This window comes from Streptomyces sp. WI03-4A (assembly GCF_033792105.1).
Taxonomy (GTDB): Bacteria; Actinomycetota; Actinomycetes; order Streptomycetales; family Streptomycetaceae; genus Streptomyces; species Streptomyces collinus_A.
The window spans coordinates 1-16,649 of the sequence record NZ_JARAUO010000036.1 but is presented as its reverse complement, the minus strand read 5'-3'; the positions used below and the strand labels follow the sequence as shown (position 1 = coordinate 16,649).

The following is a 16,649-nucleotide window of genomic DNA, read 5'->3' as shown; positions in this document are numbered from 1 at the left end:
CGGTCCGCCCTGGCCCACGGTGTTCTTCAGCCGGGTGTTGGCTTCCTGGATCTGGGTCTGGAGCAGGGCGAGGTTGCGGTCGACCTCGGCCTTCGCGGATGCGGGCACCGCGGGCAGTCTGGAGGCGACGTCCGGGCAGGAGATGGTGCCCGGGTCCGCCAGGGTGCGCGCGTTCTGGGTGCCGTCGCCCTTGGCCGGCTGCCCGGCGAGGGCGGTACCGGCGATCACCGCGCCCGAGAGCGCCACGGCGGCGGCGCCTCCGATGATCGCCACGCGACGCTTGCTGTACTTCGGAAGTGCCCTGGACATGTGACTGCCTCACTCGGGTCGTGGGTCGGGGGTGGTCGTCGATCACTGCGGCGCCGGTGCTCGGTGGGAGATACGGGAAAGCGATTGCCGTCGTTCAGCCGGGGTACCGGTCGTCTCGATTGACGAATCATGCAGAGTTCTGCATACTCATGCATGCAGTGACGCAGCATGCGGTCGGCGTCTCCCTGTCCGTATCTCTCTAGGAGCAGCGCAAGTGAGCAGCAACAGCGGTGACGTACGGCTCTGGGGCGGCCGTTTCGCCGACGGTCCCGCCGAGGCCCTGGCGAAGCTGTCCGCGTCCGTCCACTTCGACTGGCGGCTCGCGCCCTACGACATCGCCGGTTCGCGTGCCCACGCGCGCGTGCTGCACAAGGCGGGCCTGCTCACCGAGGACGAGCTGACGCGCATGCTCGACGGCCTCGACCGGCTCGAGGCCGACGTCGCCGACGGCTCGTTCGTCGGCACCATCGCCGACGAGGACGTCCACACCGCCCTGGAGCGCGGCCTCCTGGAGCGCCTCGGCCCCGACCTCGGCGGCAAGCTGCGCGCCGGCCGTTCCCGCAACGACCAGGTCGCCACCCTCTTCCGGATGTACCTGCGGGACCACGCCCGGATCATCGGCGGTCTCGTCGCCGAACTCCAGGACGCCCTGATCGGCCTCGCGGAGGCCCACCCGGACGTGGCGATGCCCGGCCGCACCCACCTCCAGCACGCCCAGCCGGTCCTCTTCGCGCACCACGTCCTGGCCCACGTCCAGTCCCTCTCCCGGGACGCCGAGCGGCTGCGCCAGTGGGACGAGCGGACGGCCGTGTCGCCGTACGGCTCCGGCGCGCTCGCCGGCTCCTCCCTGGGCCTGGACCCGGAGGCGGTGGCGAAGGACCTCGGCTTCGAGCACGGCAGTGTCGGCAACTCCATCGACGGCACGGCCTCCCGTGACTTCGTCGCCGAGTTCGCCTTCATCACCGCGATGATCGGCGTGAACCTCTCCAGGATCTCCGAAGAGATCATCATCTGGAACACGAAGGAGTTCTCCTTCGTGACCCTGCACGACGCGTTCTCCACCGGCTCCTCGATCATGCCGCAGAAGAAGAACCCGGACATCGCGGAGCTGGCGCGCGGCAAGTCGGGGCGCCTGATCGGCAACCTCACCGGCCTCATGGCCACCCTCAAGGCCCTGCCCCTCGCCTACAACCGCGACCTCCAGGAGGACAAGGAGCCGGTCTTCGACTCCTGCGACCAGCTGGAGGTGCTGCTCCCCGCCTTCACCGGCATGGTCGCCACGCTCACCGTCCACCGCGAGCGCATGGAGGAGCTGGCCCCGGCCGGGTTCTCGCTGGCCACCGACATCGCCGAGTGGCTGGTGAAGCAGGGCGTGCCGTTCCGGGTCGCGCACGAGGTCGCCGGTGAGTGCGTGAAGGCCGCCGAGGCCGAGGGCAAGGAGCTGGACGAGCTGACGGACGAGCAGTTCGCGAAGATCTCCGCGCACCTCACCCCCGAGGTCCGCTCCGTCCTCAACGTCCCCGGCGCCCTCGCCTCCCGCGACGGCCGCGGCGGTACGGCACCCAGCGCGGTCGCCGTGCAGCTCGCCGAGGTCAAGGCGGACGTGGCGGCCCAGCACACGTGGGCGGAAGCGAAGAAACAGGGCTGAGCGCACCCTCCGCCCGAGGGTTCGGGCGGATCCGCGGGGCGTCGCGGGTTACGTTGGTCGCAAGCCGCACGGAGCCGACCGAACGGAACCAGCGATGCCCTTCGCCCGCCTGGCCCACGCCACCACGCCCACCTGCCACATCGGCCTCGGCCTCGCCGCGGTGGGCCGTCCCGGCTACATCAACCTCGGCCGGGACCGGGACCTCGGCGAGAACCGCAGCGTCGACGCGCTGCGCGAGCGCACCCACGAACTCCTCGACGCCGCCTACGCCCAGGGCGTCCGCTACGTCGACGTGGCCCGCTCCTACGGCCGTTCGGAGGAGTTCCTCGCCGACTGGCTGAACGCCCGCCCCGATCTCGACGACGTGGTGGTCGGCAGCAAGTGGGGCTACACCTACACCGCGGGCTGGTCCACCGACGCCGAGAAGCACGAGGTGAAGGACCACAGCGCGGCCACGTACGAACGGCAGCGCGCCGAGACCGACGCACTGCTCGGCGACCGACTCGACCTCTACCAGATCCACTCGGTGACCCCGGACAGCCCGGCCCTCACCGACAAGGAGCTGCACGCCCGGCTCGCCGAGGCCGCCGCGGGCGGGCTCACCGTGGGCTTCTCCACCAGCGGTCCCGCCCAGGCCGACGCGATCCGCGCGGCCCTCGCGGTCACCGTCGACGGCGAGCCCCTCTTCCGTACCGTCCAGTCGACGTACAACGCCCTGGAGACCTCGGCGGGACCCGCGCTCGCCGAGGCGCACGACGCCGGGCTCACCGTCCTCGTCAAGGAGGGCATGGCCAACGGCAGGCTCGCCGCACCGCACGCGCCCGACGCGCTGCGCGCCGTCGCCGAGGAGACCTCGCTCGGCTGCGACGCCGTCGCCCTCGCGCTGATCCTGCGCGAGCCGTGGGCGGGCGTCGTCCTGTCCGGCGCCGCGACCCTCACCCAGCTCGCCTCCAACCTCCACGCGGCCGCCGTGGACCTGGACGAGGACCAGGTCGCCCGGCTCGCCGCGCTGGCCGAGGACCCGCGTGCCTACTGGGAGCGGCGCGGACAGCTTCCCTGGCACTGACCGGCCTCCGGTTCCCGGCACCGACCCTCTGCTCCCCGGCACCGATCCGCTCCCCGGCCAGCGGGGATGAGTCACACACGCCTTTGATGAGACAAAGGTGTCTCACATGGTCTACTCTTGTCTCATGGCCCTGGACCGTGACCACGTGCTGCGCAGCGCAGCCGCCCTGCTGACCCGTAAGTCCACGGCGACCATGGACGAAGTCGCCAAGGCCGCCGGGATCAGCCGGGCCACGCTGCACCGGCACTTCGCGGGGCGCGACGCGCTCGTCCGGGCGCTGGAGGCGCTCGGCATCGCGGAGTGCGAGGCCGCCCTGGACACGGCCCGCCTGGACGACGGCCCCGCCGGCGAGGCGGTACGCCGCCTGGTCCGGGCGATCGAGCCCTCGGCCGCCCTGCTCGCCTTCCTCTACACCGAGAACCAGCTGTTCGAGGGCGAGCAGCAGAACCAGGGCTGGGCGCGCATGGACGAACGCCTCACAGGCCTCTTCCGGCGCGGCCAGCAGGACGGCGAGTTCCGTATCGACCTCACCCCCGCCTGGCTCACCGAGGCGCTGTACGGCCTGCTGGCCTCCGGCGCCTGGGCGGTCGCCGAGGGCCGCGTGGCCCCCAAGGACTTCACCCACATGATCGTCGAGCTGCTGCTCGGCGGCGCACGACGCACGGACGCACCACGAAGAGAGGAATCATGACCAGCACCCTGCAGCCGGCCTGCGCGGCGGAGGTGGAGAAGCGCCCGGGCCGCTGGCTCGCGCTCTCCGTCCTCGTCCTGGCCGTGCTGCTGGTGGCCGTCGACGCCACCGTCCTCGGTCTGGCGACCCCCTACATCAGCGAAGACCTCGAACCGTCCGGCACCCAGCTGCTGTGGATCGGTGACGTCTACTCCTTCGTCATCGCCGGCCTGCTGGTCTCCATGGGCAGCCTGGGCGACCGCATCGGCCGCAAGCGCATCCTGCTCGTCGGCGCGACCGCGTTCGGCGCGATCTCGGTGCTCAACGCCTACGCGACGACGCCGGAGCTCATGATCCTGGCGCGGGCGCTGCTCGGCGTCGCGGGCGCGACCCTGATGCCCGCCACCCTCGCCCTGATCCGCAACCTCTTCCACGACCCGCGCGAGCGCAGCCTCGCCGTCGGCATCTGGGGCGCGACGGCCTCCGCGGGCACGGCCGTCGGCCCGATCGCCGGCGGCTTCCTGCTCGAACACTTCTGGTGGGGCTCGGTCTTCCTCATCAACCTGCCGGTGATGGCCGTCCTGGTGCTCGTCGGCATCCGCACCCTGCCCGAGTCCCGCAACCCCGACCCCGGCCCCTGGGACCTGGTCAGCGTCGTGCTCTCCCTCGTCGGCATGATCGCCCTGGTGTACGCGGTCAAGGAGGCCGCGACCCACGGCTTCACCTGGCTGACGCCCGCGACGGGCCTGCTGGGCGCCGGTGCCCTGTACGGCTTCGTGCACCGCCAGCTCACCATGCCGGCCCCGCTGCTGGACATGCGCCTGTTCCGGCGCCGCGGCTTCAGCGGCGCGGTCCTCGCCGACCTGCTGACCGTGCTGGGCATGTCCGGCCTGGTGTTCTTCCTCTCCCAGTACCTGCAACTGGTGCAGGGCAGGAGCCCGTTCGAGGCGGGCCTGGCCGAACTGCCCGCCGCGGTCGGCGCGGTGGCGGCCGGTCTGGTCGCGGGCCGCGCGGCCCGCCGGCTCACGGTGCGCGTGGTGGTCTCCGGCGGCCTGGCCGCCGTCGGCGTGGCCCTCGCCGTGCTCACGACCCTCGGCCGGACGACGGGCTACCCGGTCCTCGGCGCGGCGCTGCTGGTGGTCGGTGTCGGCGCCGGCTTCTCCTTCACGGTGACGGCCGACGTCATCCTCTCCAGCGTCCCGCGGGACCAGGCGGGCGCCGCCTCGGCGGTCTCCGAGACGGCGTACGAGCTGGGCGCGGCCCTGGGCATCGCGCTGCTGGGTTCCATCGTGACCGGTGTCTACCGGGGCTTCGCGGGCCCGTCCGGCACCCCGGCCGAGGCGCACGAGTCGCTGGGCGCCGCCGTCCAGGCGTCGGCGGACATGCCCCCGCACCGCGCGGAGGAGCTGCTCACGGCGGCCCGGGACGCCTTCGTCCACGGCCTGCAACTGGCCTCGGGCGCCGGTGCGGTGGTCCTGCTGGCGACGGCGGCGGCCGCGTGGTTCCTGCTGAGGGGACAGAAGCTGGAGGGCGCCGGCTGAGCCGACGCCCGGTGACCGGTGGTCCGGAGCCCGGGGGCTGCCGCGTGGCGCCCGCCGCGCGTCCAGGGGTGGGCGGCTCCTAGGCCGCCTTCGCCTTGGTCGCGTACATGTCGACGTACTCCTGGCCGGACAGTCGCATGACCTCGGTCATGACGGAGTCGGTCACGGCCCGCAGCACGTAGCGGTCCCGGTCCATCCCCTCGTACCGCGAGAACTCCATCGCCTCGCCGAAGCGCACGGTCACCCGGCCCGGACGCGGCATCCCCGAGCCGCCCGGCTGCAGCTTGTCCGTGCCGATCATGGCGAAGGGGACCACCGGCGCGCCCGTCATCAGCGTGAGGCGGGCGATGCCGGTGCGGCCGCGGTACAGACGGCCGTCGGGGGAGCGGGTGCCCTCGGGGTAGATGCCGAAGATCCGGCCCTCCTCCAGGATGCGGCGGCCGGTCATCAGCGCCGCGACACCGCCGTTGGCGCCGTCCCGGTCCACCGGGACCATGCCGACGCCGGTGAAGAACCAGGCCATCAGACGGCCCTTGAGGCCCTTGCCGGTGACGTACTCGTCCTTGCCGATGAAGACGACCTGACGGTCGCAGACCAGCGGCAGGATCATCGAGTCGATGAAGGTCAGGTGGTTGCCCGCGAGGATCACCGGGCCCTCGCCCGGGATGTTCTCCACACCCTCCGCCCGAAGACGGAACATCAGGCGCATGATCGGTCCGAGCACTGCCTTGATGAGCGCGAAGCGGGACAACGGGTCCTCCGATGTCGAGGGGAGCGATATGAGTCTGTGCAGGTGAGGACATTACTCGCGGCCCCGGGGGAAGCGCACATCGGGTGAGCCCGGTTCACCGAGGTCTTACTCATTGTTGACACGGGTTTACCTGCGGTGACGCGCCGGAGCCCGGCGGTGACCCCCCGGTGACGATGTGACGGACATCGCGCGGAGCCCTCGCTCTCCGGCTACCCGGACCTCGCCTCCCGATGCGGCTCCGCTGCCGACGGACCGTCATCTCCCGCCGCCCACCGGCCATCCGGCGGCACCCGGGCGTTCGCGCGAGGGTCTCCCGTCAGTCATGTACACGCCCCTACGATCGGGCCGCACCGAAGGCCGACGGCAGGAGACGCGCATGGACAGCGACCGGGTGAACGAGCAGACGCGGACGACGGCACGACGGGCGCTCCTCGGCGCCGCGGTGCTCGGCGCGGGCGGAGCGGTCCTCGGACTGCCCGGTACCGCCCAGGCGGCCGGCACCCGGACGGCCGCGAACGGCGGCCGCGGCCTCAAGGGGCTGCCGGTGCCGACGATCATCGGCCACCGCGGTGCCAGCGGCTACCGCCCCGAGCACACCTTCGGCTCGTACGAGCTGGCCCTCGACCTCGGCGCGGACGTGGTGGAGGCCGGCGACCTGGTGCCCACCAAGGACGGCCACCTGGTCTGCCGGCACGAGCCGGAGATCGGCGGCACCACGGACGTCGCCTCGCACCCCGAGTTCGCCGGCCGCCGGACCACCAAGGTGCTCGACGGCGTCTCCACCACCGGCTGGTTCACCGAGGACTTCACGCTCGCCGAGCTGAAGACCCTGCGCGCGGTCGAGCGCATCCCGGCCAACCGCCCGCACAACACGCTCTACAACGGGCGCTGGGAGATCCCCACCTTCGAAGAGGTCCTGAAGTGGCAGGACGAGCAGACCCGCAAGCGCGGCCGGCAGGTGTGGATCTACCCCGAGACCAAGCACCCCACCTATTTCCGGGGGCTCGGCCTCGGCCTGGAGGAGCGGGTCGCGAAGCTGCTGCGCAAGCACGGCAAGGACGGCCGGAACGCGCCCGTCATCCTGCAGTCCTTCGAGCCCACCAGCATCCAGAAGCTGAGCCGGCTCGTCGACAACCCGCTCGTCGTCCTGCTCTCCTCGGCCGGCAGCCGCCCCTACGACTTCGTCGAGTCGGGCGACCCGCGCACGGTCGCCGACCTGATCACGCCCAAGGGCCTGCGGGAGATCGCCGGCTACGCGCAGGGCATCGGCCCCACGCTCGACCTGGTCATCCCGAAGAACGCCGACGGCACCCTCGCCTCGCCGACCACCCTGGTCGCCGACGCGCACAAGGTGGGGCTGATCCTGCACCCCTACACCATGCGCAACGAGAACCCCTTCCTCCCGGCCGAGTACCGCAAGGGCACCGCGGCCGACGCCTACGGCGACGCCTTCGGCGCGTTCCGGACCTACTTCGCGACCGGCATCGACGGCGTCTTCACCGACAACGCCGACACCGGCGTGCTCGCCCGCGCCGACTTCCTGGCCGGCTGAGCCTGCGTCAATTCGCCGGGCTCAGCGCACCCGTTCGGGTGGCTGTGCGCCGTCCCGGAAACCCGCCGCCGGGACGGCGCGTCGTTGCGCACATGACGCACGACCTCGTGGCCGCCCTGCGCCCCCTGCTCACCGCCGAGGCCTCGGCCGAGGCACACGCCTCGGGAGGCGAGCCGGGGGACCTGGAGCAGGCCGTCTGGCTCCGCCTCCTGGAGCGGCTGGAGACCGGCGAGCCCCCGGCGGACCCGCAGGGCTGGCTGCGCAGGGCCGTCCGCGCCGAGGCGCGGCGCAGCCGCCGCACCCGCCGGCACGAACGCCCTTACGGCGCGGAGCCGGTCGACGAGGGCCGCCCCGGTCCCGAGCAGCTCGCGCTGAGCGCGGCCCGGCACCGCGCCCTGCGCGACGCGGTCCGCCGGCTGCCCGGCCGCTGCCCCCGCCTCATGGAGGCGCTGCTCTCTCCGAGAGACCTCACATACCGGGAGATCGCGGGGGAGTTGGGTATCTCACAGGGCAGTCTCGGACCTGAACGCTCCAGATGTCTCGGATGTCTGCGTCGTTTGCTCCCGCCGGAGGTTGCGGCCCGCGAAGCGCGGGGATAGGAGTGGGGGACGACCGGTGATCAGGTGAGCGGGAGGCGTGCGCACATGGGCATGAGCGTGACCATCTCGGTGGCGACCGAGCAGGACGCGGAGCAGATCTTCAGGCTCCAGTACCTGTGCTTCCAGAGGGAGGCGGCGCTGTACGGCAACTACCGCATCGACCCGCTCGTCCAGAGCCTCGACTCGGTCCGCGAGGAAGTGGCCGCCGACTGCGTCTTCGTCGCCCGGCTCGGTGAGGAGGTGGTCGGCTCGGTGCGCGGCAAGGTCACCGAGGACGGCGCCGCCGCCATCGGCAAGCTCTGCGTCCACCCGCGCCTGCAGGGTCACGGCATCGGCGCCCGGCTGCTCCGCGCGGCCGAGACGGCCCTCGCCGAGCAGCGCGGGGCCACCCGCTTCCGTCTGCACACCGGCCACCGCAGCGAGGGCAACCTCCGGCTCTACCGCCGGGTCGGCTACGAGACGGTGGGCCGGTCCACCGGCGCCGACGGCGTGGAGCTGATCATCCTGGAGAAGCGGGCGGGCACGTACGCGACTACGGCGTGACGGCCGTGCGCGACCTGCGCAGCCAGTACAGGGCCGACAGCGGCAGCAGCACCGGGATGAACACGTAGCCCATGCCGTAGTCGGACCAGACCGTCGCGTCCGGGAAGGCCGACGGGTCGGCCAGCGTCCAGGTGCCGACGACCAGCACGCCCGCCAGCTCGGCGGCACAGCACACCAGTGCCGCCCTGCGGGCCCGCTCGCCGCCGCGGATCAGCGTGTACGTGATGAAGCCGTACACGACCCCCGCCACCGCGGAGAGCGAGTAGGCCAGCGGCGCCCGGCCGAAGTCCGTCGCGATCTGGTACACCGAGCGTGACACCGCGCCGACCACCATCACGCCGTAGAACCAGACGAGCAGCATGCCCGGCCCGGTGATCAACCGGGCCCGCTTCTCCTCCACCGCGGTCACCTCAGCCTCCCCAGATGTCATAGAGCCGCACCTCGAGCACCGCCAGCACCACACCGCCGGCCGCCACCGTCACCGAGCCCCAGCGGGTCCGCTCGGCCAGCGACATGAAGCCCGCCGCGGGCACGCACGCGAACGCGCCCAGCAGATACGCCACGAAGATCGCCGTGCCCTGCTCGGGCTTCTCGCCCCGCGCGAGCTGCACGATGCCGACGACCAGCTGCGCCAGGGCCAGCAGGGACACCACGGCCATGCCGATGAAGTGCCAGTCCTTGGTCGGCTGGTCCCGGTAGGCGGCCCAGCCGCACCAGGCGGCGAGCAGCAGCGCGGCGACACCGGTCACCAGCGTCAGGGCATTGAGCATGCCGAGACCCTATTACGGCGCAAACGGCCCCGAGCCGTCGCCCCCGCCGTACGCCGTAGGGTCTAGACCATGACGATCCACGCACATGCCCTTCTGTTCGACAACGACGGCACCCTGGTCTCCTCCCTCGCATCCGTCGAGCGCTGCTGGACGCGCTGGGCGCGGGAGTACGGGATCACGGCCGAGGAGTTCGGGCGCGTGGAGCTGCACGGGCGGACCGCGGTGGAGATAGTCGGCGACCTGCTGCCCGCCCGGCTGGTGCCCGAGGCGGTCGCCCGGGTCGAGCAGCTCGAGGTGGAGGACGTGCCCAACGGCGGCGTGCGGTTGCTGCCCGGCACCCGGGACTTCCTGGACTCCCTGCCCGCCGACCGCTGGGCCGTCGTCACCTCCGCCACCGGCCGCCTCGCGGAGGCCCGCCTCGGCGCCGTCGGCATCACGCCGAAGATCCTGGTCAGCGCCGACGACGTCACCCGCGGCAAGCCCGACCCCGAGCCCTATCTGCTCGCCGCCCGGCAGCTGGGCGTCGACCCCGCCCACTGCGTGGTCTTCGAGGACGCCCCCGCCGGGCTGCGGGCCGGCCGCGCGGCCGGCATGACCACCGTGGCCCTGGCCACGACCCACCCGGCGCACGAGCTGGACGCCGACCTGGTGGTGGAGAACCTGTCCGCCCTGTCGGCACTGGTCACCCACCGGGGACTGGAGATCTCCGTCCGGGGCTGACCCGGGACCGCGGGTGTCCACCGCGGTCCAGTATGCGGACAGCGGTGACCGGTCAGCAGCAAACGTCTGCTTTACTGTTTCTCATGACCACGACGAGCAGCCGCATCCTTGCGACCGAGGCGACCACGACGCCCGGTGCTCGTTGTATGTGTCCGTGTCGAATGTGCGCCTTCTAGAGGGCCCCCGCACCACCTGAGCCTCGCGCCCCGAAGCGAGAGCCGTGGCCTGTCCGCCGCCCGACTCCGGTCGGCCGTGCACCGAGGCCGCCCCGCGCACACGACGTTCTCCCTGGTCGACCGTGTCCGAGAACCGTGCAGCGCCCCCGACAGAGCGCACGAACACACCGTGCCCGGGCCCACCCGCGCCCGGACACTCGACAGTGACGGAAACCCTGTGATCACCACATCGGGCCTCACCAAGGTCTACCGCTCCCACGGCCGCGAGGTCACCGCCCTCGACGGCGTCGATCTTCACGTCCGCGAAGGCGAGGTCTACGGCGTCATCGGCCAGTCCGGCGCCGGGAAGTCCTCGCTCATCCGCTGCGTCAACCTGCTGGAGCGCCCCACCGCCGGCACCGTGACGGTCGCCGGACAGGACCTCACCGCCCTCGCCGGGCGCGGCTCCCGCGCCGGCCGCGAACTGCGCCGGGCGCGCAGCCACATCGGCATGGTCTTCCAGCACTTCAACCTGCTCTCCTCGCGGACCGTGCAGGACAACGTCGAGCTGCCGCTGGAGATCCTCGGCAAGTCCGGCAGGGAACGCTCCCGCAAGGCCCTGGAACTGCTCGACCTGGTCGGCCTCGCCGACAAGGCCAAGGCCCACCCCGCCCAGCTCTCCGGCGGCCAGAAGCAGCGCGTCGGCATCGCCCGCGCCCTGGCCGGCGACCCCAAGGTGCTGCTCTCCGACGAGGCCACCAGCGCCCTCGACCCCGAGACCACCCGCTCGATCCTCCAGCTGCTGCGCGACCTGAACCGGCAGCTCGGCCTGACCGTCCTGCTCATCACCCACGAGATGGACGTCGTGAAGTCGATCTGCGACTCCGCCGCCCTCATGGAGAACGGCAGGATCGTGGAGTCCGGCACCGTCACCGAGCTGCTGGGCACCCCCGGCTCCGAACTGGCCGCCGCGCTGTTCCCCGTGGGCGGCGAGGCCACGGGCGCCGACCGGACCGTCCTCGACGTCACCTTCCACGGCGAGGCCGCCACCCAGCCCGTCATCTCCCAGCTCTCGCGCACCTACAACATCGACATCTCGATCCTCGGCGCCGCCATCGACACCGTCGGCGGCCTCCAGATCGGCCGCATGCGCATCGAACTGCCCGGCCGCTACGAGGACAACGTGGTGCCCGTCGGCTTCCTGCGCGAGCAGGGCCTGCAGATCGACGTCGTGGGCGAGGAGCCCCTGCTGGTGAAGGAAGGTGCCAAGTGACCTGGTCCGAGATGCAGCCGCTGCTGTCGCAGGCGAGCTGGGACACGCTCTACATGGTGGGCTGGGCCACGCTCATCGCCGTCGTCGGCGGGCTCCCGCTCGGCATCCTGCTGGTCCTCACCGACCGCGGCGGACTGCTCCAGAACGTCGTCGCGAACAAGGTCATAGGGCAGGTCGTGAACGTAGCCCGCTCCCTGCCGTTCATCATCCTGATGGTCGCGCTGATGGGCTTCACCCGCTCCCTCACCGGCACCACCATCGGCCGCGAGGCCGCCATCGTGCCGCTCGCCGTCGGCGCCATCCCGTTCTTCGCCCGTCTCGTCGAGACCGCCGTCCGCGAAGTGGACGGCGGACTGGTCGAGGCCGTGCAGTCGATGGGCGGCAACACCTGGACGGTCGTCCGCAAGGTCCTCGTGCCCGAGTCGCTGCCCTCCCTGATCTCCAGCACCACCACCACGATCGTCGCGCTCATCGGCTACTCCGCCATGGCCGGCACGGTCGGCGCGGGGGGCCTCGGCGACATCGCCATCCGCTACGGCTACCAGCGCTTCGAGACCCAGTTGATGTGGATCACCGTCGCGATCCTGGCCGTGGTCATCTCCCTCATCCAGTTCGCCGGCGACTACGCGGCCCGCGCGCTGCACGGCCGCGGCGGCCACTCGGGCCCGGCGCCCAGGCTGCGCCTGCTCAGGGCCGAGCCCGAGCCCGCCCGCGCCGACGTGAGCAAGGCCGCCTGAGCCGCCTCGCTCCCCAGAACTCCCCCGTACACCCACGACGGGGCAGCACCACCCATAAGGAAAGGCACTTTTCGTGCGTAACACCGCCAAGCTCACCACCGCCGTCCTCGCCGCCGGAGCCCTCACCCTCGGACTCAGCGCCTGCGGCTCGGACAAGGGCTCCTCCACCGCCTCCGACTACAGCGGCCCGCTGGTCGTCGCGGCGAGCCCGACCCCGCACGCCGAGATCCTGAACTTCGTCAAGAAGAACCTGGCGAAGAAGGCGGGCCTCGACCTGGAGGTCAAGGAGTTCCAGGACTACATCGTCCCGAACACCGCCACCCAGGACGGCTCGGTGGGCGCCAACTACTTCCAGACCAAGCCCTACCTGGACGACTTCGACAAGAAGCGCGGCACCGACATCGTGCCCGTCGTCACCGTTCACCTGGAGCCCCTCGGCCTGTACTCCCACAAGGTCAAGAGCACGGACGCGCTCAGGAGCGGCGCGACCGTCGCCGTCCCCAACGACGCCGACAACGAGTCCCGCGCCCTCAAGCTGCTCGCGGCCAACGGGCTCATCACCCTCAAGACGGGCTCCGCGGACCAGGCCACCCCGCAGGACATCGCCAAGAACCCCAAGAACCTCACGTTCAAGGAGGTCGAGGCGGCCCAGACCCCGCGCTCCCTGGAGGACGTGGACGCCGCGGTGGTCAACGGCAACTACGCCATCTCCGCGGGACTGAAGCCGGCGAAGGACGCGCTCGTCCTGGAGTCCGCGAAGAACAACCCCTACGGCAACCTCCTCGCCGTCAAGAAGGGCAACGAGAAGGACCCGCGCGTGAAGAAGCTCGCCACGCTCCTCACCTCGCCCGAGGTCAAGAAGTTCATCGAGGACAAGTACCAGGGCTCGGTCATCCCCTCCTTCTGACCGATCTCCTGACGGGTCGTCCGACAGGGCGTATACCGCGTATCGCCACGCACGGGGTCCACTCCCTCACCCGGAGTGGGCCCCGTCGTACGGTTCAGTGGTTTCATGCTGCATGCTGGGCAGTTCAGCAGGGCACTGCGGGGTCCTGACGGTCCCCCACGTTATTTCCGAAGGTTACGGAGCGGCGCATGACGAGCACCTTCCCCAACATCTCCATCAGCACGGAGCGGTTGGTGCTGCGTCCCCTCGACGAGGACGACGTGCCCGCCCTGGCCGAGATGATGAACGACGAGCAGGTCGCCGCCTGGACCGACGTCCCCCAGCCGTTCACCGAGAACGGCGCCCGCGGCTGGATCACCGAGTACGCGCCCTCCGAGCGCGCCGCCGGCCGGGGCCTGGACCTCGCCGTCACCGAGTTCCTGACCCAGCGCCTGGTCGGCATCGTCCAGCTCACCCAGACCAACTGGCGCATCCGCGCCACCGAGCTGTCGTACATCATCGCCCCCTGGGCCCGCGGCGAGGGCTACGCCTCGGAGGCCGCCCTCGCCACCGCGCAATGGCTGCTCGGCGACCAGAAGTTCGAGCGCATCGAGATCCGCACCGCCGCCGACAACACCGCCTCCCAGCAGGTCGCCCAGAAGATCGGCTGCATCAGCGAGGGCGTGCTGCGCAACGCCTGCATAGTCCACCACCGCTCCGACGACGGCACCTGGAGCGACGTACGCACCGACTTCATCGTCTGGAGCCTCCTCCCGGAGGACCTGGAGGGCGCCGACGAGCAGCTCGCCGACACCTACTCCGACTGGAACTGACCCGCCCCGGCCCACCGGGGGCCGCGTCCGGCGGAGCCCCGGGAGCACGCTCGCCGGCCCGGGCGGATACGCTCACCGGGCCCCCTCGGGCCACCTGCACCTGACGACCCGCGCGAACCTGGAGACTGACGACGATGGCCGACCGGGTCACGGTGATCGGCTGGGACGGCTCGCCGCTGACCGACGCGGCACGCGGCGCCCTCGGTGCCGCCACGCTGGTGGCCGGCGCCGCCCACCACCTCGCACTGCCCGGCGTCCCGCCCGGCGCCGAGCGCATCCGCCTCGGCAGCGTCCCGCTGGCCGCCCGTCGCATCGCCGCCCACCGCGGCACCGCCGTCGTCTTCGCCGACGGCGACCCCGGCTTCTTCGGCGTCGTACGGACCCTGCGCGCGCCCGAGTTCGGCCTCGAGGTCGAGGTCGTCCCCGCCGTCTCCTCCGTGGCCGCGGCCTTCGCCCGGGCCGGCATGCCCTGGGACGACGCCCAGGTGGTCGTCGCCCACCCGCGCACCCTGCGCCGGGCGGTGAACGTGTGCCGCGCCCACACCAAGGTCGCCGTACTCACCGCGCCGGGCGCCGGTCCCGCCGAACTCGGCCTGCTGCTGGACGGGGTCCACCGGACCTTCGTCATCTGCGAGGAACTGGGCACCGAGCACGAGCGGGTCGCCGTGGTCACCTCCGACAACGCCGCCGACCACAGCTGGCGCGACCCGAACGTCGTCATCGTCATCGGTGGGTCCGGCGGCCCGGGCGCCCCGGCCGAGGGCAGCGGCTGGTTCGCCGGCCGCGACCCGGCGGCGGGCCCGCGCGGCTGGGTGCGTCCCGACGAGGAGTACGCCGCGTACGGCGGCCTCGGCGAGGGCGAGACCCAGCTGCTCCGGGCCGCCCAACTCGCCCGGCTCGGCCCCCGGGTCGGCGACCTCGTCTGGGACATCGGCTGCGGCAGCGGCGCGTTCGCCGGAGAGGCCGCCCGCGCCGGGGCCGCCGTCATCGCCGTCGACCGGCGCCCCGAGTCCTGCGCCCGCGCCGAGGCGGTCGCGCGCCGCTTCGGCGTCCAGCTCCACGTGGTGGAGGGAACCGCCCCGCACGTCCTGGAGAACCTGCCCGAACCGGACGTCGTCCGCGTCGGCGGCGGGGGAGCGGCCGTGGTCTCCGCGGTCGCCGACCGCCGCCCGCAGCGCATCGTGACCCACGCCGCGACCCGCGACGAGGCCGAACTCGTCGGCCGCGGGCTGACCGAACACGGGTACCGCGTCGAGTGCGCCCTGATGCAGTCCGTCGAACTCGACACGAGGGCCTGGACGGAGACCGAGCGGAACGTGGCGTTCCTGCTCAGCGGGGTTCTGCCGGATCGCGCCCCGTGATCCTGTTGTCGTACCGCGCGCGGTAGGCTGGCCGATCGTTGCACCGCACCGGTGGCCCGGAACTTCGTTCGCCAATGTCCGGAAAACGCGCCCCGTTTAGGGCGGGTGTGGTACGGCAGAACCCGAGGACGCGCAACGTGGCGCAGTCCACAGCGGACTGTCGCGGATCATGCTGTCGCGACGGCGGAACGGCCGGGACAATGCCATTGAATGGCTTTGTCGCCTTTTTTGGGCGGGTCGTTCGTGCCGCTGGGCACGCACGCTCGTTCTTCACTACGGGGCGGTCGGTGCGCCGTTCCGGGTGAGCTGGTCGTAGGAGCACTAACCGATGGGCGAGGGGTACGCATGACGGACACCGGCCAGATCCCGGGCGAGGGACAGCCGGAGAGCGCAGGCATGGTGGAACAGCCGGGCGCCTCCGCGCACGGCGGCGCGTACACCTACCTCTCCGAGGCACCCGCCGAGGACGAAGACCTGCTGCTGCCGGGTGCCCAGGGCGCGTGGGGCAACGAGGTACCGCCACCGGCTCCGGAACCGGTCGTCGAGGCCGTCCACGAGCCGGGCCCGCACGAGACCGCGGGCCGGGACAGCGGTTCGGTCGACCTCAACGGCGTCCGGCTGCCCAGCGCTCCGGCGTCGGTGCCGCCGTCCCCCATCCTGTCGGCCCCGCACGACCCGGTGGCCGCGGCCCAGCCGCCGCGCCGGCCGCTGCACCTCGGCCCGCCGATCCCCGACGCCTCCGCCAGCCCGGTCCGCTCCCTCGCCGACCGCGGCCCCGCGGGAGCTCCGGTGCGGCAGCCGGGTCCGGCCCCGGCCGGGCCCGAGTACCTCGACGCCCAGCCGCTGCGCGACATGGCCCCGCAGAACGCCGCTCCCTGGGGCGCGGCACCCGCCGTGGCCCAGGTCGGCGCGGAGGCCCCGGCTGCCGAAACGGTTAGTCCGGCCGGCGCGCAGCCCGTCGCCGAGGCCCCGGACGCCGCCCAGGCCACCATGGCCCGACTCGTCATCCAGGCCGCCGCGCAGGCACCGGCCGAGGAGGCCGCCGCGATCCAGCAGCAGGCCCAGGACGTGCACGCGCACGACGGCACGCAGGCCGCCCACGGTCACGACGGCGTGTACGCCGCCCAGGGCGTCCCGGGCCAGACGCCCGGGCCCGTCCAGGCGCCGGCCGGACCCGAGGCCGCCGCTGCCGCGCCCGTCGGCCACGGCCTGCCGGGCGAGCAGCCCGCCGAGGC

16 protein-coding genes and 2 pseudogenes are annotated in these 16,649 nt (G+C 72.3%); 14 read left to right on the top strand and 4 right to left on the bottom strand.

From position 1 onward, the window contains the following. Positions 1-309 (bottom strand): annotated as a pseudogene (locus PV343_RS29300) (hypothetical protein); the annotation flags it as partial. Between the two features lie 214 nt (positions 310-523). Here PV343_RS29300 and argH point away from each other — a divergent pair. The 4 genes from argH (at position 524) to PV343_RS29280 (ending at position 5,234) form a co-directional block, all read left to right on the top strand. After that, complete coding sequence (gene argH, locus PV343_RS29295) at positions 524-1,957, top strand: argininosuccinate lyase (protein ID WP_319150013.1); 1,434 nt, start codon at positions 524-526, stop codon at positions 1,955-1,957. 94 nt (positions 1,958-2,051) lie between these two features. Further along, complete coding sequence (locus PV343_RS29290) at positions 2,052-3,023, top strand: aldo/keto reductase (protein ID WP_319150011.1); 972 nt, start codon at positions 2,052-2,054, stop codon at positions 3,021-3,023. 124 nt (positions 3,024-3,147) lie between these two features. Next, positions 3,148-3,714 (top strand): TetR/AcrR family transcriptional regulator, encoded by a 567-nt coding sequence (locus PV343_RS29285; RefSeq protein WP_319150010.1) that lies wholly within the window; start codon positions 3,148-3,150, stop codon positions 3,712-3,714. Then, on the top strand, positions 3,711-5,234 hold the full coding sequence (locus PV343_RS29280; RefSeq protein WP_319150009.1) for an MFS transporter: 1,524 nt from the start codon (positions 3,711-3,713) through the stop codon (positions 5,232-5,234). Before PV343_RS29285 ends, PV343_RS29280 begins: the two co-directional genes overlap by 4 nt. A gap of 79 nt (positions 5,235-5,313) precedes the next feature. On the opposite strand, the gene PV343_RS29275 is transcribed toward PV343_RS29280, so the two are convergent. Beyond that, positions 5,314-5,943, bottom strand: a complete 630-nt coding sequence (locus tag PV343_RS29275) for a lysophospholipid acyltransferase family protein (RefSeq protein WP_319150113.1) — start codon at positions 5,941-5,943, stop codon at positions 5,314-5,316. A 418-nt stretch (positions 5,944-6,361) separates the two neighbouring features. Here PV343_RS29275 and PV343_RS29270 point away from each other — a divergent pair, with 418 nt between their 5' ends. The 3 genes from PV343_RS29270 to PV343_RS29260 all read left to right on the top strand — a co-directional run bounded on the left by PV343_RS29270 (position 6,362) and on the right by PV343_RS29260 (position 8,679). Further along, on the top strand, positions 6,362-7,537 hold the full coding sequence (locus tag PV343_RS29270; protein ID WP_319150008.1) for a glycerophosphodiester phosphodiesterase: 1,176 nt from the start codon (positions 6,362-6,364) through the stop codon (positions 7,535-7,537). Between the two features lie 92 nt (positions 7,538-7,629). Next, positions 7,630-8,136 (top strand): sigma-70 family RNA polymerase sigma factor, encoded by a 507-nt coding sequence (locus PV343_RS29265; RefSeq protein WP_319150007.1) that lies wholly within the window; start codon positions 7,630-7,632, stop codon positions 8,134-8,136. A gap of 45 nt (positions 8,137-8,181) precedes the next feature. After that, complete coding sequence (locus PV343_RS29260) at positions 8,182-8,679, top strand: GNAT family N-acetyltransferase (protein WP_319150006.1); 498 nt, start codon at positions 8,182-8,184, stop codon at positions 8,677-8,679. Here the strand turns inward: PV343_RS29260 and PV343_RS29255 are convergent. Together PV343_RS29255 and PV343_RS29250 are read right to left on the bottom strand one after the other, a co-directional pair. Then, positions 8,669-9,088 carry a hypothetical protein gene (locus PV343_RS29255; protein ID WP_319150112.1) on the bottom strand — a complete coding sequence of 140 codons (420 nt, stop codon included), beginning with the start codon at positions 9,086-9,088 and terminating at the stop codon, positions 8,669-8,671. The two genes, PV343_RS29260 and PV343_RS29255, sit on opposite strands and share 11 nt — an antisense overlap. A 1-nt stretch (position 9,089) precedes the next feature. Further along, entirely contained in the window at positions 9,090-9,449 is a 360-nt protein-coding gene (locus tag PV343_RS29250) for a hypothetical protein (RefSeq protein ID WP_319150005.1), read from the bottom strand. A 69-nt stretch (positions 9,450-9,518) separates the two neighbouring features. Between PV343_RS29250 and PV343_RS29245 the strand changes: the two genes are divergently transcribed. The 7 genes and pseudogenes from PV343_RS29245 to PV343_RS29215 all read left to right on the top strand — a co-directional run. Beyond that, positions 9,519-10,169, top strand: a complete 651-nt coding sequence (locus tag PV343_RS29245; protein ID WP_319150003.1) for an HAD family hydrolase — start codon at positions 9,519-9,521, stop codon at positions 10,167-10,169. A gap of 393 nt (positions 10,170-10,562) precedes the next feature. Continuing rightward, positions 10,563-11,597, top strand: a complete 1,035-nt coding sequence (locus tag PV343_RS29240; protein WP_319150001.1) for a methionine ABC transporter ATP-binding protein — start codon at positions 10,563-10,565, stop codon at positions 11,595-11,597. After that, entirely contained in the window at positions 11,594-12,334 is a 741-nt protein-coding gene (locus PV343_RS29235; RefSeq protein WP_319150000.1) for a methionine ABC transporter permease, read from the top strand. The genes PV343_RS29240 and PV343_RS29235 overlap by 4 nt, the downstream gene beginning before the upstream one ends. A gap of 73 nt (positions 12,335-12,407) precedes the next feature. Continuing rightward, a complete protein-coding gene (locus PV343_RS29230; protein ID WP_319149999.1) occupies positions 12,408-13,241 on the top strand; it encodes a MetQ/NlpA family ABC transporter substrate-binding protein in 834 nt (277 codons plus the stop codon). 188 nt (positions 13,242-13,429) lie between these two features. Then, complete coding sequence (locus tag PV343_RS29225; protein WP_319149997.1) at positions 13,430-14,053, top strand: GNAT family N-acetyltransferase; 624 nt, start codon at positions 13,430-13,432, stop codon at positions 14,051-14,053. 134 nt (positions 14,054-14,187) lie between these two features. Beyond that, positions 14,188-15,414: a precorrin-6y C5,15-methyltransferase (decarboxylating) subunit CbiE gene (cbiE, locus tag PV343_RS29220; protein WP_319149996.1), complete on the top strand. Its 1,227-nt coding sequence runs from the start codon at positions 14,188-14,190 to the stop codon at positions 15,412-15,414. Between the two features lie 345 nt (positions 15,415-15,759). Further along, positions 15,760-16,649: pseudogene (locus PV343_RS29215) on the top strand (5,6-dimethylbenzimidazole synthase); the annotation flags it as partial.

Coding starts and splice junctions, on each gene's coding strand:
- PV343_RS29290 (WP_319150011.1), top strand. CDS start 2,052: ATGCCCTTCGCCCGCCTGGCCCACGCCACCACGCCCACCTGCCACATC.
- PV343_RS29285 (WP_319150010.1), top strand. CDS start 3,148: ATGGCCCTGGACCGTGACCACGTGCTGCGCAGCGCAGCCGCCCTGCTG.
- PV343_RS29280 (WP_319150009.1), top strand. CDS start 3,711: ATGACCAGCACCCTGCAGCCGGCCTGCGCGGCGGAGGTGGAGAAGCGC.
- PV343_RS29275 (WP_319150113.1), bottom strand. CDS start 5,943: ATGCGCCTGATGTTCCGTCTTCGGGCGGAGGGTGTGGAGAACATCCCG.
- PV343_RS29270 (WP_319150008.1), top strand. CDS start 6,362: ATGGACAGCGACCGGGTGAACGAGCAGACGCGGACGACGGCACGACGG.
- PV343_RS29265 (WP_319150007.1), top strand. CDS start 7,630: ATGACGCACGACCTCGTGGCCGCCCTGCGCCCCCTGCTCACCGCCGAG.
- PV343_RS29260 (WP_319150006.1), top strand. CDS start 8,182: ATGGGCATGAGCGTGACCATCTCGGTGGCGACCGAGCAGGACGCGGAG.
- PV343_RS29250 (WP_319150005.1), bottom strand. CDS start 9,449: ATGCTCAATGCCCTGACGCTGGTGACCGGTGTCGCCGCGCTGCTGCTC.
- PV343_RS29245 (WP_319150003.1), top strand. CDS start 9,519: ATGACGATCCACGCACATGCCCTTCTGTTCGACAACGACGGCACCCTG.
- PV343_RS29225 (WP_319149997.1), top strand. CDS start 13,430: ATGACGAGCACCTTCCCCAACATCTCCATCAGCACGGAGCGGTTGGTG.
- cbiE (WP_319149996.1), top strand. CDS start 14,188: ATGGCCGACCGGGTCACGGTGATCGGCTGGGACGGCTCGCCGCTGACC.